At 60.2% G+C, this 20693-nt stretch carries 18 protein-coding genes; 11 read left to right on the forward strand and 7 right to left on the reverse strand.

The features are described 5' to 3' along the window. Positions 1–172: 172 nt before the first annotated feature. Complete coding sequence (locus NF78_RS15600) at positions 173–2275, forward strand: FAD-dependent oxidoreductase (RefSeq protein WP_035987764.1); 2103 nt, start codon at positions 173–175, stop codon at positions 2273–2275. A 76-nt stretch (positions 2276–2351) separates the two neighbouring features. Here NF78_RS15600 and NF78_RS15605 read toward each other — a convergent pair whose 3' ends face one another. From NF78_RS15605 to NF78_RS15615, 3 genes are all read right to left on the reverse strand, one after another. Then, positions 2352–2969, reverse strand: coding sequence for a heme-copper oxidase subunit III (locus NF78_RS15605; protein WP_035987765.1), 618 nt, complete (start codon positions 2967–2969; stop codon positions 2352–2354). Positions 2970–3037: 68 nt separating this feature from the next. After that, positions 3038–4693 carry a cytochrome c oxidase subunit I gene (gene ctaD / locus NF78_RS15610; protein WP_225885306.1) on the reverse strand — a complete coding sequence of 552 codons (1656 nt, stop codon included), beginning with the start codon at positions 4691–4693 and terminating at the stop codon, positions 3038–3040. 117 nt (positions 4694–4810) lie between these two features. Further along, entirely contained in the window at positions 4811–5794 is a 984-nt protein-coding gene (locus tag NF78_RS15615; protein WP_035987767.1) for a cytochrome c oxidase subunit II, read from the reverse strand. A 526-nt stretch (positions 5795–6320) separates the two neighbouring features. Between NF78_RS15615 and NF78_RS15620 the strand changes: the two genes are divergently transcribed. Next, complete coding sequence (locus NF78_RS15620) at positions 6321–6596, forward strand: hypothetical protein (protein ID WP_035987769.1); 276 nt, start codon at positions 6321–6323, stop codon at positions 6594–6596. Between the two features lie 104 nt (positions 6597–6700). After that, positions 6701–8527: a diguanylate cyclase gene (locus NF78_RS28350; protein WP_052050536.1), complete on the forward strand. Its 1827-nt coding sequence runs from the start codon at positions 6701–6703 to the stop codon at positions 8525–8527. 139 nt (positions 8528–8666) lie between these two features. Here the strand turns inward: NF78_RS28350 and NF78_RS15630 are convergent, their stop codons facing one another. Then, a complete protein-coding gene (locus tag NF78_RS15630) occupies positions 8667–9650 on the reverse strand; it encodes an RNA polymerase sigma factor, RpoD/SigA family (protein WP_035987770.1) in 984 nt (327 codons plus the stop codon). A gap of 1195 nt (positions 9651–10845) precedes the next feature. Between NF78_RS15630 and murI the strand changes: the two genes are divergently transcribed. Then, positions 10846–11691 (forward strand): glutamate racemase, encoded by an 846-nt coding sequence (gene murI, locus NF78_RS15635; RefSeq protein WP_052050537.1) that lies wholly within the window; start codon positions 10846–10848, stop codon positions 11689–11691. Between the two features lie 36 nt (positions 11692–11727). Here the strand turns inward: murI and NF78_RS33005 are convergent, their stop codons facing one another. Continuing rightward, positions 11728–11850: a hypothetical protein gene (locus NF78_RS33005; protein ID WP_263970614.1), complete on the reverse strand. Its 123-nt coding sequence runs from the start codon at positions 11848–11850 to the stop codon at positions 11728–11730. Positions 11851–12445: 595 nt separating this feature from the next. Between NF78_RS33005 and sds the strand changes: the two genes are divergently transcribed. Both sds and NF78_RS15645 read left to right on the forward strand, forming a co-directional pair. Beyond that, positions 12446–13417 (forward strand): solanesyl diphosphate synthase, encoded by a 972-nt coding sequence (gene sds / locus NF78_RS15640; RefSeq protein ID WP_035987771.1) that lies wholly within the window; start codon positions 12446–12448, stop codon positions 13415–13417. Between the two features lie 9 nt (positions 13418–13426). Beyond that, positions 13427–13897 carry a CYTH domain-containing protein gene (locus tag NF78_RS15645; RefSeq protein ID WP_035987773.1) on the forward strand — a complete coding sequence of 157 codons (471 nt, stop codon included), beginning with the start codon at positions 13427–13429 and terminating at the stop codon, positions 13895–13897. 13 nt (positions 13898–13910) lie between these two features. On the opposite strand, the gene cruG is transcribed toward NF78_RS15645, so the two are convergent. Both cruG and cruF read right to left on the reverse strand, forming a co-directional pair. Beyond that, the gene (gene cruG / locus NF78_RS15650) at positions 13911–15119 is read right to left on the reverse strand and encodes a 2'-O-glycosyltransferase CruG (RefSeq protein WP_263970615.1); all 1209 of its coding nucleotides are present in this window, start codon (positions 15117–15119) and stop codon (positions 13911–13913) included. A 77-nt stretch (positions 15120–15196) separates the two neighbouring features. Next, on the reverse strand, positions 15197–16120 hold the full coding sequence (gene cruF / locus NF78_RS15655; protein ID WP_035987776.1) for a gamma-carotene 1'-hydroxylase CruF: 924 nt from the start codon (positions 16118–16120) through the stop codon (positions 15197–15199). Between the two features lie 395 nt (positions 16121–16515). On the opposite strand from cruF, the gene NF78_RS15660 reads away from it, so the two are divergent. The 5 genes from NF78_RS15660 to NF78_RS15680 all read left to right on the forward strand — a co-directional run bounded on the left by NF78_RS15660 (position 16516) and on the right by NF78_RS15680 (position 20627). Then, the gene (locus NF78_RS15660; protein ID WP_197064855.1) at positions 16516–17739 is read left to right on the forward strand and encodes a GNAT family N-acetyltransferase; all 1224 of its coding nucleotides are present in this window, start codon (positions 16516–16518) and stop codon (positions 17737–17739) included. After that, positions 17740–18189, forward strand: coding sequence for a Holliday junction resolvase RuvX (gene ruvX / locus NF78_RS31870; protein ID WP_225885307.1), 450 nt, complete (start codon positions 17740–17742; stop codon positions 18187–18189). Between the two features lie 115 nt (positions 18190–18304). Next, the gene (locus NF78_RS15670) at positions 18305–18868 is read left to right on the forward strand and encodes a DUF3727 domain-containing protein (protein WP_035987777.1); all 564 of its coding nucleotides are present in this window, start codon (positions 18305–18307) and stop codon (positions 18866–18868) included. A gap of 41 nt (positions 18869–18909) precedes the next feature. Next, entirely contained in the window at positions 18910–19971 is a 1062-nt protein-coding gene (gene mltG / locus NF78_RS15675) for an endolytic transglycosylase MltG (RefSeq protein WP_035987778.1), read from the forward strand. A 146-nt stretch (positions 19972–20117) separates the two neighbouring features. Then, entirely contained in the window at positions 20118–20627 is a 510-nt protein-coding gene (locus NF78_RS15680; RefSeq protein WP_035987779.1) for a YqeG family HAD IIIA-type phosphatase, read from the forward strand. The last annotated feature ends 66 nt before the right edge of the window (positions 20628–20693 follow it).

The following is a 20693-nucleotide window of genomic DNA, read 5'->3' on the forward strand; positions in this document are numbered from 1 at the left end:
GAGTATTTAGTCACAGATTTAAGGTCAGCGGTCTCTGCCCTGGGAGGAACCCCCAACGAACAAATAGCCGAACAAATAGACGAATAAATATTCGTGTGGTTGTAGCGCTTGCCCTGGGCGATTGCCCGCTCCCTTGCCCTAAAATCGTTGCAATCTAGAGGGTTTCGCCGCCATGTCTACCGTCATTACCCAGCCCAATGGATTGTTTAGCGAGGGGGCGTTTACCCGCCCGGCGGCCGGGGCCCAGTTGAGCCGCTCGATTCTGGTGGTGGGGGGTTCCACGGCGGCCTACACCACCGCCCTGACGGCCCTGCGGCTGAATCTCGACGTGTGTCTGGTGCAGCCCCACAGGGTGGTGGGGGGCCAGTTCACGGCCCAGGCGCTGCCCGCTTCCGATGATGGCGATCTGCTCCAGGCCAGGGCGGGGCTGTATACGGTAGAAGGCGAACTGTTTGCCATTTCGAGGGCGCAGCGGGCCTTCCGCGATCGCCAGCGCGAGCTTCAGCCCGTGGGCGGTAAAAAGGTAGCCAACCCCGGCGGCGGCTGGGTCAGCCCCCTGGCCACCACCCCTGTAGTAGCCGCTACGGCCCTGAACGAGGCGCTGCTGCCCTACCTGCGCGATGGTCGCCTGATGCTGATTCCCCTGGCGGAACCGGTGGAGGTGCTGCTGGCCGAGGAGGGCGATCGCCCCAGGGTGCAGGGGGTGGTCTGCCGCGATACCCAGACGGGCCACACCTTTACCGTCAGCGCCAGGGTCACGGTCGAGGCCACCGACTTGGGCGACCTGCTGGAGGTGGGCCACATTCCCTCCCGCGTGGGCCAGGAGGCCCGCCACGAAACCGGCGAGGCGATTCTGCCCGAGGATGCCCGGCCCCAGTGCCAGCAGTCGATCACCTTTGATGTGGTGGTGGAGCACACGGCCCGGGGCAAAGGCGTCCCCATCGGCAAACCCAGCGGCTTTGAAACCGAGGGCTGGATGGGCCTGAAGGAGTTCACCAGCACCTTCTGGACCAAAGCCCAGCCCGAGCGGTGGCAAAAGTGGGAGTTCTTCAGCGACTTTGGCATTTTCCGCTACCGACGGCTGCTCAGGGCCCAGCCCCACGACAAAAAAGTCTTTCCCGGCGATGTCACCGTGCTCAACTGGGGCACCTCCAGCGAGCCCGATCGCGCCTTTTGCTGCGGCAATGATTACCGCCCGGGTCGGCTGGTGGGGGTGAGCCGCGAGGAGCGAGCCATGCACATTCAGCGGGCGCGGCAGCGAGCCCAGGCCTACCTCCACTACCTGCAAACCCACGGGGCCGCCGACCTCAAACCCCGCGGCGACCTCACCTGGACTAAAGACGGCATTGCCCTCGAACCCTACATTCGCGAAGCCCGCCGCGGCATTGCCCTCACCACCATCCGCCACGAGGATGTGGCCGAAACCTTTTTCCCCGACCAGGCCCGAGCCCGCTGCTTCGACGACTCGGTAGGCATTGGCCAGTACCACTACCTCGATCTGCACGGCAACGACGCCAAGGGCCACGTCAGCCCCCGAGGCAAAGACGTGGTGGCCCTGCCCTTTAGCCTGCCCCTGGGGGCCCTGGTGCCCCGCGACACGGATGGCCTGGTGCTGTCGGCCAAGAGCATTGGCACCACCCATATCACCAATGCCGCCTACCGCATGCACCCAGTGGAGTGGGCGATTGGTGAGGCCAGCGGCTTTCTCGCCGTATTTTCGGTGTGGACGGGCCTGGAGCCCAGGACGTTGGCCACCGAAGAAAAGCACCTTCGCAAAATCCAGGGCTTCATGACCCGCAACGGGATTCCCATCTTCTGGTTCAACGACATTGGCCACGACGACCCCGACTTTGAACCGATTCAGGTGCTGGCGGCGGCGGGCATAGTGCGCAGCGACAACCCCCGCAGCCTCAGCTTTAAGCCCTACGCCCCGGTCAGCCGGGCCGTGGTCGCCACGGCCCTGGTCAACCTGCTCAAGCTGCCCACCACCCTGCCAGCTAGCCCTACCTTTGGCGATGTGCTGCCGGCGAAGCACTGGGCCTACATCGCGATCGAAACCCTCCACGCCCACGGCATGATCGCCGGGGTCAGCCAGGGCCGGTTTGCCCCGGATGCGCCCATCACCCGCGAGCAGCTCTCGTTTTTACTCAAGCGGGCCATGCCCGAGGTGTACGACAAAGCCTTTGGCCGCACCCCCATCGATCGCCAAAACCTGCAGCGCCGCGAGCTGTCGCGGGTGCTCTACGAGGTGTTGAAGGGACGGCTGGGGATTTAGCTACGCCAAGACCCCCGAGGTTTTCAAAACCTCGGGGGTCTCCAGGGTCTGGGGTCTGGGCCAGGGGGCTCAGGCGCTACTTGATCAGCGTCAGCAGGTAGATCAGGCTAAACAGCACGATCCACACCACATCGACGAAGTGCCAGTAGATCTCGGCCATCTCGGGGCCGGTGTGGGCCAGGTTGCTGTAGTGGTCGGCCCGACGCGATCGCCACAGCACTCCCAAAATCAGCAGCAAACCGATGAACACGTGCGCCCCGTGGAACCCCGTGGTCAGGTAAAAGCAGTTGCTAAACAGGTTGGTTTTCAGGCCGTAGCCCAGGTTCAGGTACTCATACACCTGGCCGGCCAGGAAAATTGCGCCCATGGCGGCGGTAATGCCAAACCACTTGCGCATACCGGCCAGGTCGTTGTTCTTGATCGCCTTGGTGCCCAGGTTGATCACCCAGCTGCTCGACACCAGGATCAGGGTGTTGATCGCCGGCAGCAGCAGCTCGACCTCGGTTTCTTCCGGGGGCCATTGGGCGTTGCTGGCGCGAAACACCAGAAAAACCGCAAAAAAGCCCGCAAACATCAGAAATTCTGAGGCTAGAAAGGTAATCAGACCCAGCACCCGCAAATCCTGGTGCTCTTCGTGGGCCTCTGCGGCATGGCCGTTGGCCGCCGCCGCGTCAGAGTCAATTGCGCCTTGCATAGGGTATCCGGGGTAAAGGGTCAGGGGTGGATGGGTGGTTGGGTAGGGGGTGCGTGCGATCGCCAGCGTTAGAGCGGCGTGGCCTCGGTAGGCTCTCCCGCCGGACCGACCTGGTTGGCTTTATCCATACCGTACTCGTAGGGACCGTGGGTGAGCACCGGCAGCACCTCCCAGTTTTCGATAATCGGCGGAGAAGCGGTGGTCCACTCCAGCGTCAGCGCCCTCCAGGGGTTATCGCCCGCCTTTTCCCCCGCCATCCAGCTCCAGATCACGTTGATGTAGAAGGGGATCACCGACACCGCCAGAATGTACGCCCCCACCGTGACCAGCTGGTTCAGCCCGGCAAACTGCGGGTCGTACATGGCCACCCGCCGGGGCATCCCCGACATCCCCAGCTGGTGCATGGGGGTAAAGGTGAGCAGGGTGCCGATGAAGGTGAGCACAAAGTGCACCTTGCCCAGGGGCTCGTTCAGCATGCGCCCAGTCATTTTGGGGAACCAGTGGTAGATCCCCGCATAGATGCCAAACACCGAGCCGCCAAACAGCACGTAGTGGAAGTGGCCGACCACGTAGTAGGTGTCGTGTACGTGAATGTCGAAGGGAGCCGTTCCCAGGGTGACGCCGCTGAGGCCGCCGAAGACAAACATCGACAGCAGCCCCACCGCAAACAGCATGGCGGTGGTGTAGCGAATTTTGCCGCCCCACAGCGTCGCCACCCAGCTAAAGATTTTTACCCCCGTGGGCACCGCCACAATCAGCGTGGAGATGGTGAAAAAAATTCGCATCCAGGGGGCGGTGCCGCTGGTGAACATGTGGTGCACCCAGACAAACAGCCCCACCAGACAAATCGTCAGGGACGAGTAGGCGATCGCCTTGTAGCCAAAGATGGGCTTGCGGGCGTGGACCGGAATCACCTCCGACATAATGCCGAAGATCGGCAAAATCATCAGGTACACCGCCGGGTGCGAGTAAAACCAGAACAGATGCTGGTACACCACCACGTTGCCGCCCGCATCGGGCTTGAAGAACGAGGTGCCAAGGTTGATGTCAAACATGAGTAGAATCAGCGCCGCCGCCAGCACCGGCGTGGCAAACAGCGCCAGAATCGACGTGGCCACCATGGCCCAACAAAACAGCGGCATCTCGTCCCACTTCATGCTGGGCACCCGCATCTTCCAGATGGTGACCAGGAAATTCACCGAACCCAGGATAGAGGAGGTTCCCACCATCACCAGGGCCAGACACCACAGGGTCTGGGGCAGGTTGGCGGTGATTTCGCTCAGGGGTGGGTAGGAGGTCCACCCCGCCTGGGCACCGCCGCCAAAGAGGAAGCTGGCCGCCAGCAGCAGACCCGCCGGGGGATTCAGCCAGAAGGCAATGGCGTTGAGTTTGGGGAAGGCCATGTCCCGCGCCCCAATCATCAGCGGAATCAGATAGTTGCCAAAGCCGCCGATCGCTGCGGGCACGATCCACAGAAAGATCATGATCGTGCCGTGGTTGGTCAAGAAGGCGTTGTAGAGGTCAGGGCTGAGGAAGTCAGAGTCGGGGGTGGCCAGCTCGGTGCGCATTAGCACCGCCATGAAGCCACCCACCAGGTAAAACAAAAACGACGTCACCAGGTACTGAATACCAATCACCTTGTGGTCAACGTTGAAGGTGAAGTAGTCGTACCATTTCCACTTGTCAGGGTGGCCGTGGCCCGCCTGAACCTCAGTGGGTTTCATAGAAACATCTGCTTGGGCCATAAATCGGGTCTTGCTAAAGGGCTATAAAAGCTGCGGACGGTTGCCGCAGAGTGGCTGCAAGGAAGGGGCAGCCCCAGGCCGTGAGTTCCGCCGGGCTCAGCGAAGCTGCACCGGAGAGGTGGCCAACTCAGGGGCAATGGCAGCCAGGTACTCGGCGCTGGTCGCCTGGTTTAGGGGTTGGGCCACGGTTGCCGCTGGCTGGGCCTCAGCCACCCGGCTGGCCACCCAGTCGGCGTACTCTTCAGGGGAATGCACAATTACCTGGGTCCGCATACCGCCGTGGTAAGCGCCGCACAGTTCGGCACAGACTACCGGATAGGTGCCCTCGCGGGTGGCGACAAAGCGCAGTTCAGCCGGTTCGCCGGGCAGGGCATCCTGCTTGAGCCGAAACTGCGGTACCCAAAAGGAGTGGATCACGTCCTGGGCTTCGATCAGCAGCTGCACGTCTTTGCCTACAGGCACGTGCAGTTCACCATCGGTGATGCCCGTTTCGGGGTAGCGAAAGATCCAGGCGTACTGCATGCCAGTGACATTTACCGTCACGTCGGGCTGGTTAGGCTGCATCAATGGACTGGCCCCAAAACCGTAAACCTGAGTTTTGGTATAGACATCGGCCTCGGCCTCCCGCGGCCCGGCCTGACCCAGCAGGGGAGCCACATCGATTACCGAAGGCTGGGGGGCCATCGCCACCATTGCGCCGTGGCCGTGGTGGCCCCCTGGCGAAAAACCGCCCATCTCTTGAAATACCACTACGCTATACAGGCCCAGCCCCACCACAATAATGCTGGGAATGGCGGTCCAGAACGCCTCCAGGGGCAGGTTGCCCTCGATGGGGGGGCCGTCGGTCTCATCACCTTTTGGCTTGCGAAAGCGAATCATGGCGTAGACAATGGCCCCCTGCACCACCAGAAACAGGGCTGTGCCAATGATCACCATGACCTTAAACAGGTCATCGACCAGAGGAGCTTGCTCCGACGCCTGCTCGGGTAGGAGGTTAACGGTTTGCCCCACCCACAAGCTCACGAGAGTGACGAGAATGCCGCCCACCAGGGTCAGCAGCGGCGCTGGAATTTGTTTCATGGCTACTCTCCTAGGGAGATGTTGCGAAAGATGCAGAGCCTACACAAATTGAGGACATACACCTGGGAACTTGCAATTTAACTGCCAAGGCTAAAAAATCATCAGCCATGTCTTTTTGCATGCTAAAGGGCAGATCTGGCCTGGCTTCAGAAACTTTTGATTTGCTTCAACTCCGTCAGCGACCCCTGGACTTTTCACGAAGTTTTGTAACCAGAGCGATCGTCAGGAAACCAGGATTTTGATAAAAAATCAATCGGATTTCTGTCCCCAAAGCAGATTCTGACAAAATCCAACTATGGCGATCGCACGATTGCTGCTGGGGTGCAAGTTTTCTGCAAGTTTTTAACCCAAATTTGTAGTCCTGTAGTCCATAGCGCGGGATCGGTAGCGCTAGGGGCTGGGTTGGGAAGCGAGGGCCCAGTCCCATGCAACTCCCGGTGGGAGGTGGGCATGCTAAGCAAAATACTCAGTCGGTAGACGCATCCCTGCCGCTGAGGTGTTTTTGTACCCAGGGAGAAACTGCACCATGGACTTTTCGATGACCTCAGACCGGCCCGATGTTCGCAAAGAAGCGCTTGTGGCGTTGACGGCTCAGTTTGTCAGACAGGGCCACCCAACCACCTATGCCCAGCACATGGCCACGGCCTCAATTTTTCAGGCCGACCTGGAGCTGCGCAACGCCCAGTTTAGCCGCCTGCTGGCCTGGCTGAAGGAGGCCCACGCTGACCTCTATCCCGACGCGATCGCCCTGGCCGAGGCTGTACGCCAGGAGTTTGAGCAGCGCGTCACTGGCGAGTTTTAGCGCCTGTTTTCTCCCTTTCCCAGCCCGTTCCCGTTCCCCTGTCTGTGTTCCCGGTAGAGCCCTGTGATGTAGGTCCTGATTGTCTCACCCGCGATCTCTGTACTATGCCTCCCCTGCCCCACCAAGTTGCCAGCTGGCTCAGCCGCGGCGAAGCCTGTCTGGCCCGGGGTGACTTCGCCCAGGCCCTGGCTGCGTTTGAATATGCCCTCAGCCTGGCCCAGCTCAGCTGCAACCCCCAGGCCGAGGTGCTGGCCCTCCAGCGCCTCGGCTCTGCCCACCTAGAGCAGGGCCAGCTCTCGCTGTCGGTGGCCTCCATTCAGCAGGCGATCGCGATCGCCCTGGATCAGCACAGCCTCCACGACCTCTACGAATGCCACAGACAGCTAGCCCAAACCTACAAGTCAATGCACAGCTTTGAGCTGGCCCTACAACACCTAGAAACCGCTGAACATCTGCGGGACAGCCTAGACCTGCCCGCCCCTAAGGCCCAAGAGATCGGGCGATCGTCCCCGATCCCAGACGGATCGCGGGGTTTAGAGCCCAACGACCCGGTCCTACTGCTGTTTCGGTCGATCGTCGAGCAGGCCAACGTTGGGGTGGCCATTTTCCAGCGCCGCTACCTGGTCTACGCCAATCCGCGGTTGATGCAGTGGATGGGGTACACCGAGCCCGACCTGCACCAGCTGACCCTGGCCGATCTGGTCACCCTCGATGCAGACCTGGACCTGGCAACCCTGGGCATCACCGCCACTGGCCCCCAGGAGGGGCGGCTGGTGGGCAAAACCGGCCAGAGCATGGAAGTGGAAATCTATGCTACCGCCCTGGAGATTGGCGAGAGTCAGCGCCCGCCTGCGGACCAGGCCAGCCCCCGGCTGGGGGCTGAAGCGGGGCTCGAACCGGGCGATCGCCAGGTTCTGGTCGCTTTTTTGCGCGACCTCACCGACACTCAGCGAGTGGTGGAGCAGCTCAGGGCGTCAGAATCTCGCTACCGCAGCCTGATTCACAACGTCCCCATCGGGCTGTGTCGCTTTAGCCGGGAGGGGCAGCCCCTCGACGCCAATCCAGCCCTGCTCCACCTGTTTGAGTTTGAGTCGGTGGCGGAGTTTGTGCGGGACTGTCCGATTCAGCCCAGCAGCCCGGTGGCCGGACTGGGGCAGCCCATGCTGTGGCGCGACTACCTGCAACAGGCGGGCACGCTCAAAAACTGTGAACTTAGGCTGCTGCGCTCCGACGGCCGCGATCTGTGGGTGCGGGTCATCGCCCGGGCGGTTCGCGAAGCCAGCCCTGGGGGCATTGGCGATGCCGCCGGTGCCATTCAGTACTACGAAGGGGCGGTCGAAGACATTACCGAAATCAAAGCGGCCCAGACCGCCCTAGAAGAACTGGCCATGCGTGATTCCCTCACCCATGTCTACAACCGCCGCCACTTCATTGAGCTAGCCAGCCAGGAACTGGCGCGATCGGCCCGCTTCCATCGACCGGTTACCCTGCTCATGATCGACATTGACTATTTCAAGGCCATCAACGACACCTACGGGCACCTGGCGGGGGACCGGGTGCTACGCGATATTGCCCTGCGCTTGAAAGGCAACCTGCGCCAAAGCGATATTTTGGCTCGCTACGGCGGCGAGGAGTTCATTTTACTGATGCCCGAAACCGATCAGGCCCAGGCGTGGGTGGGTGCAGAACGGCTGCGACAGGTGATTGCGGCCACCCCTTTCGACAGCGGCAGTGGCCCGCTGGCTGTCACCGCCAGCGTGGGTATCTCCTGCTGGTTCGCCAGAGCGGAGCCTAACGGGATGCCGTCCTTGCCCCACATTGACGATCTGATCAGCAAAGCTGACCAGGCCCTCTACCGAGCCAAACAGTCGGGCCGCAACCAAACCCAGGCTGAGACATGGTTGCACAATGTCAGCAGCCCGATTGCCTAACGCAAAATAGGGCTTAGAGCGGCTGGAGCTAGGGGCGGGGCTGGGGTCAACCCCAGCCGCATAGCTCTGCAACTCTAAACCCTTTGGTGGTTAAGATGCGCGTATCCAGAACAATCTGAGCAGGCTGTCCGCTCGTCCCCTAGCTGGCAATGTAGCCATGCATGGTGGCTTTGCGGCGGCGCAGGTGCTTGAGGGCCTGCTGCTCCAGCTGCCGCACTCGCTCCCGGCTGATGTTCATGCGGTTGCCCACCTTGGCCAGGGATAGCTCATTGCCATCCTCAAGGCCGTAGCGCAGGGTGATCACCTCTTTTTGCTGAGGGGTGAGCTCAGACAGCAGGTTGCGAATGTCCTGCTTGAGCGACTCCTGGGCCGTGAAGGTCTCGGGCGAAATGCCATCGTCCTCCAGCAGCTCCTGCAGCTCGGTATCCTGGTTGTCGCCAATCCGCACGTCCAGGGAAATGGGCTGCCGCGCCAGCACCAAGAACTCGCGGATCTGCTTGGGCTCTAGCTCCAGGGCTTCGCCAATCTCGTTGGCGTTGGGGCTGCGGCCCAGCTGCTGAGACAGCTCGCGCTGTACCCGCTTGATCTTGTTGAGCTTTTCGGTGATGTGGATGGGCAGGCGAATCGTGCGCGCCTGTTGAGCGATCGCCCGGGTAATCGCCTGGCGAATCCACCAGTAGGCGTAGGTAGAGAACTTGTAGCCCTTGGTGGGGTCGAATTTCTCAACGCCGCGCTCCAGGCCCAGGGTGCCCTCCTGAATCAGGTCGAGAAACTCTAGATTGCGCTTCTGGTACTTTTTGGCAATCGCCACCACCAGGCGCAGGTTTGCCTCAATCATTTTGCGCTTGGCTCGCTCTCCCTGGCGCACGGTCTGCTTGAGCTGAGCTTCGCTCAGCCCGGCTGCCTCGGCCCACTCTGCCGGGCTGGGGTCGTGCCCCAGCGACTCAGTCAGGCTTTCCTTCTGCTCTAGCAGCGCCATGTAGGTCTGTACCTGCTTACCGAAGATGATTTCTTCTTCGTGGGTCAGCAGCGGCACCCGACCGATCTCATGGAGGTAGGTTCTGACAGCGTCGGCACTGTAGAGGGGCTTGCTTTTCAACGTGCGAGTCTTTGTTTTAGCCATAAAATTAACCTTTCCTCCACTGACAATGCGAATACGCCAAACTCGAAAACCAAAAACCTGAAACCCAAAAATGGAGCAATGCTGACTCGACAGAACGTATACTCAAAGCTTGAAAAGCGCCTTGGTGCCAAAGATTGGGCTTAAAAGTCGAGCCCACGGTCTGGCTATCGGTTTCGGCAAAGAACAAGGAGGGACGTTGCGCTTGGGGGTTAGTGCCAGACTCACCACAATCTGCCGTCACAAGCTATCGTCCTATACTTTCCTGAGCCAACCCTGAAAGATCAGGATTAATTAAATTTAGTTTTCTGCATTGCACTACATTCAAAACGAGTTAACCGGAGCAGGGGTTAACCAGGGCGAACCATTAACCAGGGCAGACCATGACTATGAACGTGTCAGCTCCTAATACCAATCCCCAACACCATCCCTGAGAGCGCCGACCGGGAATACCGGACGCTGGATCTGCCGTCACTAACTGAACAAATCCATCAGTCGCTGTAGCCAGCCTCCCACGGAAAACACGAAGCCATTATGAGTTTGCTCCTTCAGAATATAACAACTTGCTGGTTGCGTAAAGTACTACAGGTGTAATCTGTTCTCGGATGGTCGGAGTCCTGGGTTACTGCCATAGCTGTGGCTATGGCTTAAGGTAGCCAACTCCTGCACCATGGTCTGCATCAGATGTGTCAGTTCCAGGAAAGTCCCTGTGGAGTGATTCCAACTAATCCCTACACAAGTCATAGTGACTGATTCGGGCGCTGGCTCCAAGGGGGCTTCCCCCCTGGGAAAACCGAACCTAGCCGTCTGGGCTGCGATCGCACCGCTCCTGGTCAGCTAGATTAAAATCCCTCAACCTAAAGTTACATGGGCCATATCGCGGGGGTGTGTCGGCGGTATGGCAGCGCTATGGCAGCTTCGAAGCATACTACAACTCGCTACTGTGATCCCTACCTCTGGAGCTTTCCCTGGAGGGCGTGGCTTGCAGAGCAAGCCACGCCCTCGAACGATTTGAGTCAAATCCAGTCCGAATTACAGCACCCCAAAGCTCAATAGAACGCAAAGGATTGGTATCAGCGCTAGCTTGGGGGGCTAGATCCCTGCTCATTATCTCGATGGCGAGGCGATTCCTCAAAACCCAGCCAAAAACCAAGTAAACTCAGTGAGATTATTTTTTCACCCATAGGCACAAACACCCATGAACCAAGGGCTAGACCAGCGCCTGCTCACCACCCGCCCGGCTCCCATCGGTATCTTTGACAGCGGGGTGGGTGGGCTGACAGTGCTGCGAGAAATCTACCGCCAGCTGCCCAATGAGTCGGTGCTGTACTTTGGTGACACGGCGCGGCTGCCCTACGGATCGCGATCGCCGGAGGAAATCCTATACTTTGTGCGCCAGATTCTGACCTGGATGGCCAGCCGCAACGTCAAAATGGTGATGATGGCCTGCAATACCAGTTCGGCCCTGGCCCTTGACCAGGTGCAGGCAGAGTTTCCATTTCCGGTGCTGGGGCTCATTCGACCGGGGGCGAAGGCGGCGGTGCGCCAGGGCAAGCGGATTGGCGTGATTGCCACCCAGGCTACTGTCAACAGCCGGGCATACACCAACGCTGTTCAAGAAATTGCGCCAGACTGCCAGGTCTGGGAGGTTGGCTGCCCCCAATTTGTGCCTATTGTGGAGCAAAACCAAATTAAAACTCTCGAGGCTCGGCAAACCGCCGCCGCCTACCTGCGACCGCTGATGGCCGCTAACATCGACACGCTGGTCTACGGCTGCACCCACTACCCTCACCTGGCCCCAGTGCTGCAGAGTCTCCTGCCTAACTCCATGCAGTACGTCGACCCGGCCATTTCCATGGTGGCCGCTGCCGCCCAGGAACTCGACGCCCTAGGGCTGCGCAGCACGGTTCCGGCTTGGTCAACGGAGTTTTACGTCAGTGGGTCAGCCACAGACTTCAAACGGCTGGCGGTGCAGTGGCTTGGACATCAACCCCAGGTGGGCCAGATTCGTCTGCCCGAACTAGCGCTTCGCCCCCAGGGGTGAGCCAGGCTCAATTTAATCAATTTATGGGTATTTAATTTATTGACTTTCGGTGCCGCGAGAGCTGACCGCGCGTTTGGCCAGCAGCAGCGCGCCGTAGACGACTAGCAGGTAAGCGATCGCCAGCAGGGGAATAACCCATAGGGAGGAAGCGTAAGTCATGATTCGGTATAGGTGTGCGGAGGAAATAGGTGGTCTGGTTTCTTTAGCCAGACGAGCTCCATTGAGAGCGCCCAAGAGGATGCCAGAATTGGGTCCTTCCTGTGCAGAAAGAACTGTGCTCGCCAAGTATTTCAGAGTGGAAATACCCACTCCTAAATGTGATAAAAACGACCCGACGTCTAGCAAACAGGTGGAAAAACCACCCAACGCCTAGATCAACTCAAAGTGGTCAACAAGCAAAAACCTGGCTGGAAGCCCGCTAAAACTTGCCTGTTATCTTGAGAAATTCTTAATTTCAGTCTATCACGGGATTCCCGAGTCGGGCGGCCAATTTGAAGCCTGAGCCGGTATAAATTTAGGCCCTCCCTGGGGATGAGGATCAACGCTACCAAGATTTAGTCCAGCTGCCGCCGCGATCGCCCTAACGCCCAATCTAAAAGGGTTTTAGCCTCAACGCTAAACCTCTGCCAGGTCTGGGTTTGGGCTCAGTGGGAGCGTCAATGGCTCAGCTTTTGTCAATACTGCCCCTGGGGTTGTCTTAGAATGGCGATAGAATATGTAAAAATTCGTAACTTTACCGCTCTTGCCGGGGTCCATGACTTCAGTAACTTCTCTTTTCGCGCCGGTTGAGTCCGACCTTGACCTGATGACCCAAAATCTAAAGGGGTTAATCGGGACCAGGCACCCCATTCTGTCGGCGGCGGCAGAACACCTGTTTGGGGCCGGGGGCAAGCGGTTGCGCCCCGCTATTGTGCTGTTGCTCTCCAAGGCCACCCTGCCGGGGCAAGAGATCACGGCCAAGCACCGACGCCTGGCCGAAATCACCGAAATGATCCATACCGCCAGCCTGGTTCACGACGATGTTGTCGATGAGGCCAGCCTGCGGCGGGGGGTGCCCACCGTGCACAGCAGCTTTGGCAATCGCATTGCGGTGCTGGCCGGAGACTTTTTGTTTGCCCAGGCCTCCTGGTACCTGGCCAACCTCGACAACCTGCGGGTGGTCAAGCTGCTCTCCAAGGTGATTATGGATCTGGCCGAGGGCGAGATTCAGCAGGGGCTGAACCGCTTCGACACCAGCCTTTCCATTGAGGCCTACCTGGACAAGAGCTATTTCAAGACCGCCTCGCTGATGGCCAACAGCGCCAAGGCGGCCGGGGTGCTCAGCGACATGCCCGAAGCCGTGATTGAGCAGCTCTACGACTACGGTCGCCATCTGGGGCTGGCGTTTCAGGTCGTCGATGACATTCTCGACTTCACCAGTTCTGACGAGGTGCTGGGCAAGCCCGCCTGCTCTGACCTCAGGAGCGGCAATCTGACAGCGCCAGTGCTCTACGCCATGGTCGAGCACCCCTTTCTCACCACCTTGATCGAGCGGGAGTTTTCCGAGGCCGACGACTTTGACCAGGCGATCGATCTGGTGCATCGCAGCGACGGCATCGCCCGATCGCGGGAGTTGGCCTCCCACCATGCTCGCCAGGCGGCGGCCTGTCTGGAGCATCTGCCGCCCTCTGCGGCCGGGCAGGCCCTGCAAGATCTGACCAGCTACGTGCTGCGACGTATTTCCTAGGGACTGGCGATGGGGGTTGAAATTGAGCGCAAATTTTTAGTGGTGGGGGACGGCTGGCGCGGCCTGGCCCAGGGCGAGGTGATGCGGCAGGGCTACATCCCCACCCAGGATGCCCGTACGGTGAGAGTGCGACGGGCGGGCGATCGCGCCTATCTCACTCTTAAAGGCCCGGCCGTTGGTCTAGTGCGACCTGAGTTTGAGTACCCTATTCCCGTGGAGGACGCTGAGAGCATTCTGGCGACCCTCTGCACCCCGCCTCTGGTCGAGAAAACCCGCTACCGCCTGCCCCTGGGCGCGGTGGTGTGGGAAATAGACGAGTTCTGGGGCGACAACCAGGGGCTGATCGTGGCCGAAGTGGAGTTGAATAGCCCCGATCAGCCAGTCGATCTGCCAGAGTGGATTGGGGCCGAGGTTACCGCTGACCCCCGCTACCAGAACTCCAATTTGGCCCGCCGTCCGTTTTTAACCTGGGCCCATTAAACCGACTGGCTGTTTAAGACGAATACTGCCGTCCTCGCCACTGGGTCGGTCGCCTCAGGGAAGACAGGCCAATGCGGACCACAGCGGCTGGATCAGCCAGGGGAGACAGCCAAAACGCCCAGGCTCCGGGCGCTGCTTTGAGGTCGTAGGCAGAGGCGATCGCCGCCTGCATACCCACCCGCACCGCCACCAGCCCCAGGTTGAGTCCCCACAGCAGCCGCAGCGGCAGCGACCAGCTCCCCGGCCAGAGCTGCTGCACCAGCCACAGCCCCGGCACCAGCAGCCAGGGCAGACCCTGCACCAGCGCCAAAAACGCCAGATCCCACCAGACCTGAGCCCGACTGGCAGCGTCTTTGAGGTCGAGGGAGCGGCCCCACTCCCGCCAGGTTTCGGCCATGCCGTCATACATGCGGACCTTAAGCAGGCGGCTGCCGTCCCAAAATCCCACCCTGGCTCCCAGGGCCGCCGCATGGCGGGCCAGGGTGACGTCGTCGCAAAACGAAGCTGAGGCCGAGCGGTAGCCGTCCAGCTGCTCCAGCAGCGATCGCCGCACCATAAAGCACTGGCCATTGGCCATCACGCGCTGGGGCGAACCGCTGGGGCTCCCCGCCGGCCCAAATCGATACACCAGGGTAATCAGGAGCGCGGGCTGGAGCCAGCACTCGCCAGGGTGCTTGAGAATGAACCGGGGTGCCAAGGACACCAGGTCATAGCCTTCAGCGGTCATGGCCTGGGCCAGGGCCGCGACCAGACCCGGCTGCGGCTGAGTGTCGGCATCAATGCCCAACACCCAGGTGCTGGCGGCGGCGGTATGGCGAAAACCGTAGTCCAGTGCCCAGGGGCGACCCACCCACCCCTGGGGCAGGGGGTCGTCCTCCAGCAACCGCAGCCGTGGATCGTAGGACTGGTAGTCGTTGACCAGGGCCTGGGTGCCATCGGTGGAGCGGCTGTCTACAACTAGCACTTCCCGCAGCTCATAGCTCTGGCGCCCCAGCCCCTCCAGGCAGGGGCGCAAACGACTGGCCTCGTTAAGAGTGGGTACCACGACCGATACACTGCCTAACTGGTCGAGAGTGGGCGCAGCTGGGGTCAGGGGAGAGCGCCGGAAAGGTCCCTGCATCAGCCGCGACAGCAGTACCGCCACCATTGGCACCTGCACCGCAAAAACCAACACCGCCACAGCACTCAACCAGGGAAATGAGACGGCTACGTCAGCGGGCAAGGGAACACCTCAAAAAAACAGCAGCAGAGGACAGGAGCGGCGGGCTGAATCGGCAGCGCTCAGTCCAGGGGCAGAGCCTATTTGAGGACCACCTTGGCTGCGTTGACCGGAGCCTCAATCACCGTAGCCGATTGAGCTGTAGCTGCCAGAGACTCCTGGGCTGTAGCCCGCCAGCAGAGCACAGCAGGCAGGGCCCCGGTCAAAATACCCAGGGCGATGGGAACGTAAAACCCAGCGGCCAGGCTCATTACCAGGGCAAAGCCGAAGTTGGCCAGGTAAACCACCAGGGGCAGGGTGAGCTGCGTCTGATCTAGCTCAGGGGAAAACTTGAAGGCTTTCCAGAGGCCTAGGGCCACCCCCATGAACACCACCCCGGTGCCTAGCCAGCCGGCAAAATTCTGGTAAGGCATGCCAAAGAACGCACCGGGCTGATGCCAGTACCAGAAGGGCAGCGCGGTCTGGCTCATGGCTGGGTCGAGGACAAAATCCCAGGAGGTCAGCAGAACAGAGCCCAGCGGCACCGCCGCCAGCGATCGCACCCAGCCGTAGCGACCAGACCCGCCGCCAGCGGCCAACCCACTACGGGCCAGTAGAAAGGACGCCAAACCCAGGTAAAACCAAGACAGGGGAATCGTAAATGGGACCAGCCCAGCCACCTTGTATCCCAACCCATTTAGGTAGGTGTAGTGGCCAAAGGGAAAGCCTGTACTGGTGCCCAGCAGCTCGCTGCTGACAGAGATGCCAATGGCTGCGATCGCAAAGGTTAGCAGACTGCCCAACCCCAGGGTGCGATAGGCATACAGAGCTACCGCCAGGGTACCTAGCAGGATGTACCCCACTCCGCCTCCGGCCATGCTCCACTGAAACAGGGTTTGCCCGGCAGGCAAGTATTCTAGGATGCCAGGGTGGGGTACCACCCACAGTAACCCTGCCAGGCCAAAGGCCATAGCCACGATGTGACCGTAAAGGCAAAATCGCTCGATGGCTAAAAGATTTCTCATAGTTTGTCCCAGATACCGATTGTTGACCTGTTCAACTCAGCCTCAGGCTGTGTGGAGTCTTTCGCCCGCTGCCAATGCTGTGCGTAATCACTGATTACTATAGTTGTAATCGTCGCTTAAATCATAAGTTTTGTAAACGAGCTGCGGGCGGCTCTGGATAAATTGGGGTCGGGGTCATTCTGGGCCAGAGTTTCGGGGCCAGAGTTTTGGGGCCAAAGTTTCGGGGCCAGAGTTTTGGGGCCAGGGTTTTGGGGCCAGGGTTTTGGCCAAAAAATTCTTCCTTTAACAGCTGAGCAATCCAGGCAAGGCTTAGCCCTCGGATTGCCAGTGCCTCGGTGTGGAAACCAGGAAAATCGGCTAGGATGACGGCATACAGGTCAGATCTTTGAGATCCTATGGCACCGATGATCACCCCCGGCCCAACCCTGACGGTTAGGCCACTGCAATACCGCGATTTAGACGACCTCAAGCAGTGGCAGCCAGAGGATCTGGAGGCCGGGGGCGATCGCGCCGTCGCAGACGCTATGGTGGCCTGGCTAGAGCATCAGCGCCGCTGGTACGGTCCGCTCAAGGTGCTGAGTTGGCTGCCCCGCTCCGTGCCGCAACAGCGTCAGACCACGTTCGTGGCGGAGCGCCAGAAAAGTCTGGTGGGATTGATTCAGGTATCGCCGTTTAACCAGACCCGCAGCACCTGGCGCGTCGATCGAGTGGCGGTTAACCGGCGGGCCCTGGCCGATACCGATGCCCCCGATACTTCCGGCTACATGGATGTGGGTTCGCGGCTGCTGCGCCACTGCTTTGAGGTGGTGTGGGAGGCCAGAACCTGGATGATCGAAGCCGATGTCAGCCACAAATCGGCCCTAGCCCTCTATCGGTTTAACGGATTTCAGCCCCTGGCCCAGGTGACCTACTGGGCTCTGCCGCCCGAGCAAATCGAGGTCCTGGCCGAGCGCGAACCCGACCTGCCCAACCTCCTGCCCATCAGCAACGCCGACGCCCAGCTGCTCTACCAGCTTGATACGGCCTCCATGCCGCCCCTGGTACGCCAGGTGTTTGACCACCAGATCCAGGATTTTAAGACCGGATTGCTCGGTACCGCCGCTGCCACCACCGATCGCCTGGTCAACCAGGTCGAAATCGTCAGTTCCTACGTGTTTGAGCAGCAGCGCAAAGCTGCCATCGGGCAGTTCAGGCTGGCTATCTCGCGAGACGGCAAGCAGGCCCACGAGGCGGACCTGACCGTGCATCCGGCTTACACCTGGCTCTACCCAGAACTGATGACGCAGATGGCTAAAATCCTTCAGCCATTCCCTGCCCAGTCCCTGCGCTTGACGTCCCTGGACTACCAGCCCGAGCGCGAGGCCTGCTTCACCCAGATTCAGGCCGTCCCCGACTCCCACGCCCTGCTGATGTCGCGATCGGTGTGGCACAAAGTGCGCGAAGCGCGCCACCTGTCCCTGGAGGGGCTACAGCTCTCTGACGTGCTGACCGGACTTCAGCCCGCTGGCAAACCGATTCCCGGACGGATGACCTGGTCGGCGGAGCGGTGGCACGCGCTACTGGGTCCGCAAACCTCTGAGGGTCACCGCGATGCCCCGGCCCCTGAGGGCGATCGCTAGGTGTCTGCGATCGATGGCCACACCCCAGTGACCCTCTCCGCCCTGGGGCTGGATATTGGTCGCAGACGGATTGGCGTGGCGGGCTGCGACGGCACGGGCCTGATCGCCACGGGGCTTACGACCCTCTACCGGCGATCCTTCGCCGAGTTGATCGCCGATATTCGGCAGATTGTCCAGGAGCGGCGGGTGCAGACCCTGGTTGTGGGCCTGCCGCTCACAATGGATGGGGAAGAAGGCGCTCAGGCTCGTCAGGTGCGGAGGCTGGCCGGGGGCCTGGCCCAGGCGCTGAACCTGCCCGTGGTCTATGTAGATGAACGGTTGAGCTCGGTGGAAGCCGAGCAGCTGATGCGATCTGCAGGTCAGTCCATCGCTCAGGAAAAAGCGCTGATCGACCGCAAAGCGGCCGCCATTATTTTGCAGCGCTGGCTAGACGAGCGCCGCTCTTCGTAAATAGACGTAACAGGATGGGATATTCTGATAACACCGTCCGTGTACAGGCTGGGCTGCGGCCCCACCGCCTGTACCCAGTTATTCAGAACCAGTTATTCAGAAGAAGAGTGGCTTCATGGCCGATAACACCCAACCGATCGACGAGTCAGCTGTGGTTCTTACCGACGATGCTGGGCGGTTTTTGCCCTGCCAGGTAGAGCAAAGCTTTCAGCTCAACGGTCGCGAATACCTGCTCCTGCTGCCCATCGATGCCCCAATCGAAATTTTTGTTTGGCAACAAGACGACGATGGCGAAGAAATCCTCATGGATGTCGAAGACGAGGACATCGATCAGATTTTCTTGACCGCGAAGGCCGTGCTGGCCGAGCAAAACCTCACCCTCCAGCGCACCGCCATCACCCTGACCGCCGCCGGAGAACTGCCTGAACCCGAGGAGGACAACTGCCTCACCCTGGAGCTTGACGATCTGGACGAGGCAGGTAATCCTGTGACCGAAGAGTTTCAGATCCTGGCCACCTGCTTTTACGAAGACGAGGAGTATACGCTCTGTACGCCTCTGGATCCACTGCTCATCTTTGCCAACCGTAACAGCAGTGGTACCCTGGAGGTCGTCACCCCTGAAGAGTTTCAGACCATTCGCAGCGGTTTGGAAGAAAAACTGTTTGATCTATTAGAGTAGGGGCGTCGAGAGTTTGGACCTCCAGAGTTAAAACTGTAGCCATGACTAAGGGTTCACGCTGGGTTCGTTGGGGTTTCTTGGGTCTGCTGCTGCCCCTTGCCACTGGGGCGGCCGCCTGGCAGGGCTGGGCCTGGTGGAGCTGGGCCAACCAGCCTGTCAGTGCCAGCACCGCTGAAGCCGCTCCTCCGGTGGTGCAGCTGCAAATTCCTCCGGGTACCCCAGGCCAGCAGATCGGTGAAGATCTAGAGGCGGCGGGCCTAATTCGCTCCGCTTTGGCCTGGAAGCTGTGGTCGCGCTGGCAGACCTGGCAAAACCCTGGCCAGGGCTTTCAGGCCGGGACCTATGCCCTCAACCCCACCGATTCGATGACGGCGATCGCCGACGTGATTCGCAGCGGTCGGGTGGTGCAGGCGTCGTTTACCATTCCCGAGGGCTGGAACCGCAGGCAAATGGCCGCCTATTTTCAGCAGGTGGGGCTGTTCTCCGCCGATGCCTTCTTGGCGGCAACGGAGCAAATTCCCAGGGACCGCTATCCCTGGCTGCCGGACACCATTCCCCACCTGGAGGGGTTTTTATTCCCGGACACCTACCAGCTGCCCGCTGAGGGGGTAACGCCTGAAGCGGTTGTCGATGCCATGCTGCGGCGGTTTGAAACCGCGGCCCTGCCCCTGTACCAGCAGGCTGCCACCGACCTGTCACTGCTGGACTGGGCTACGCTGGCCAGTATTGTCGAAAAAGAGTCGGTGGTGCCCGACGAGCGAGACCTGATTGCCGGGGTATTTACCAACCGCCTGGAGCAAAATATTCCCCTCGGGGCTGACCCCACGGTGGAGTACGGCCTGGGCATTACCCAAACCAAAGAACAACCGCTGACCTGGGCTCAGGTAGGTACGCCGTCACCCTACAACACCTATATCAACCCTGGTTTGCCCCCCACTCCCATCGCCAGTCCGGGGCAGGCCAGTCTCGAAGCTACCCTCGCCCCGGCCAGCACTGACTACCTGTTCTTTGTGGCTCGCTACGACGGCACCCATGTGTTTAGCCGTACCCTGGTTGAGCACGAAGCCGCCCGCGACGCTATTCGAGCCACCATAGACAATTAGCAACTAGCCCCTGACCTACCCGATAGCTCTCTGCCGGTCGGGTGAAGTCAGCTAGGTGAGGGGCGATCGCGCCAAAAGCCATACCCAGGCCCCAGGCGCAGGCCACCGATCTAGATTATGCTGACCTTTGGGCCTATGGTTTTGTTATGTCATTCTCTCGTCTATTGCAACCCGATCTGGTGCTGAGCGGAAATGTGCTCAGCATTTCTCCAGACCTGCTGATTCAGCATGGTCTCAAGGGACTGATCCTAGATGTGGACGATACCCTGGTACCCCTGCGCCAGGCGGAAACCAACCCTGACCTGGCCCGCTGGATGAATCAAATTAAAGCCGAGGCCTCGGTCTGGCTGGTGAGCAACAATATCAATGCCCACCGAATCAGCCGGATCGCCGATCTGCTGGAGGTGCCCTACTTGACCAGTGCGGGCAAACCCTCGGGGCGCAAGCTCAAACTTGCCCTGGCCGCCATGGACCTGCCTGTCAATCAGGTGGCAATGGTGGGCGATCGCCTGTTTACCGACGTCCTGGCGGGCAATCGGGTGGGCCTGTTCACGATTTTGGTCAGCCCCATGCCCGATCTGAATCAGGTCGTCCGCACCTCTCCCCTGCGCAGCCTGGAGGTGATTATTTCTCAGTACCTGGGAGTCACCCTGTAGTCGCCTAACCCCCGAAACCGCAATCTGAAGCCGACTTTACATAGCTTAGTGATCAACCAAGAAACT

Origin of the sequence: Leptolyngbya sp. KIOST-1 (genome assembly GCF_000763385.1) — a bacterium.
Classification (GTDB): Bacteria; Cyanobacteriota; Cyanobacteriia; order Phormidesmidales; family Phormidesmidaceae; genus Nodosilinea.

What these genes read in the sequence shown, in the direction of transcription:
- NF78_RS15615 (WP_035987767.1), bottom strand. Translation starts at nt 5,794, where the DNA reads ATGAAACAAATTCCAGCGCCGCTGCTGACCCTGGTGGGCGGCATTCTC.
- NF78_RS15680 (WP_035987779.1), top strand. Translation starts at nt 20,118, where the DNA reads ATGTCATTCTCTCGTCTATTGCAACCCGATCTGGTGCTGAGCGGAAAT.
- NF78_RS15645 (WP_035987773.1), top strand. Translation starts at nt 13,427, where the DNA reads ATGGGGGTTGAAATTGAGCGCAAATTTTTAGTGGTGGGGGACGGCTGG.
- sds (WP_035987771.1), top strand. Translation starts at nt 12,446, where the DNA reads ATGACTTCAGTAACTTCTCTTTTCGCGCCGGTTGAGTCCGACCTTGAC.
- NF78_RS15630 (WP_035987770.1), bottom strand. Translation starts at nt 9,650, where the DNA reads ATGGCTAAAACAAAGACTCGCACGTTGAAAAGCAAGCCCCTCTACAGT.
- ctaD (WP_225885306.1), bottom strand. Translation starts at nt 4,693, where the DNA reads ATGAAACCCACTGAGGTTCAGGCGGGCCACGGCCACCCTGACAAGTGG.
- NF78_RS33005 (WP_263970614.1), bottom strand. Translation starts at nt 11,850, where the DNA reads ATGACTTACGCTTCCTCCCTATGGGTTATTCCCCTGCTGGCGATCGCT.
- NF78_RS15620 (WP_035987769.1), top strand. Translation starts at nt 6,321, where the DNA reads ATGGACTTTTCGATGACCTCAGACCGGCCCGATGTTCGCAAAGAAGCG.
- NF78_RS15600 (WP_035987764.1), top strand. Translation starts at nt 173, where the DNA reads ATGTCTACCGTCATTACCCAGCCCAATGGATTGTTTAGCGAGGGGGCG.
- NF78_RS15670 (WP_035987777.1), top strand. Translation starts at nt 18,305, where the DNA reads ATGGCCGATAACACCCAACCGATCGACGAGTCAGCTGTGGTTCTTACC.
- cruF (WP_035987776.1), bottom strand. Translation starts at nt 16,120, where the DNA reads ATGAGAAATCTTTTAGCCATCGAGCGATTTTGCCTTTACGGTCACATC.
- NF78_RS15605 (WP_035987765.1), bottom strand. Translation starts at nt 2,969, where the DNA reads ATGCAAGGCGCAATTGACTCTGACGCGGCGGCGGCCAACGGCCATGCC.
- mltG (WP_035987778.1), top strand. Translation starts at nt 18,910, where the DNA reads ATGACTAAGGGTTCACGCTGGGTTCGTTGGGGTTTCTTGGGTCTGCTG.
- NF78_RS28350 (WP_052050536.1), top strand. Translation starts at nt 6,701, where the DNA reads ATGCCTCCCCTGCCCCACCAAGTTGCCAGCTGGCTCAGCCGCGGCGAA.
- murI (WP_052050537.1), top strand. Translation starts at nt 10,846, where the DNA reads ATGAACCAAGGGCTAGACCAGCGCCTGCTCACCACCCGCCCGGCTCCC.
- NF78_RS15660 (WP_197064855.1), top strand. Translation starts at nt 16,516, where the DNA reads ATGGCACCGATGATCACCCCCGGCCCAACCCTGACGGTTAGGCCACTG.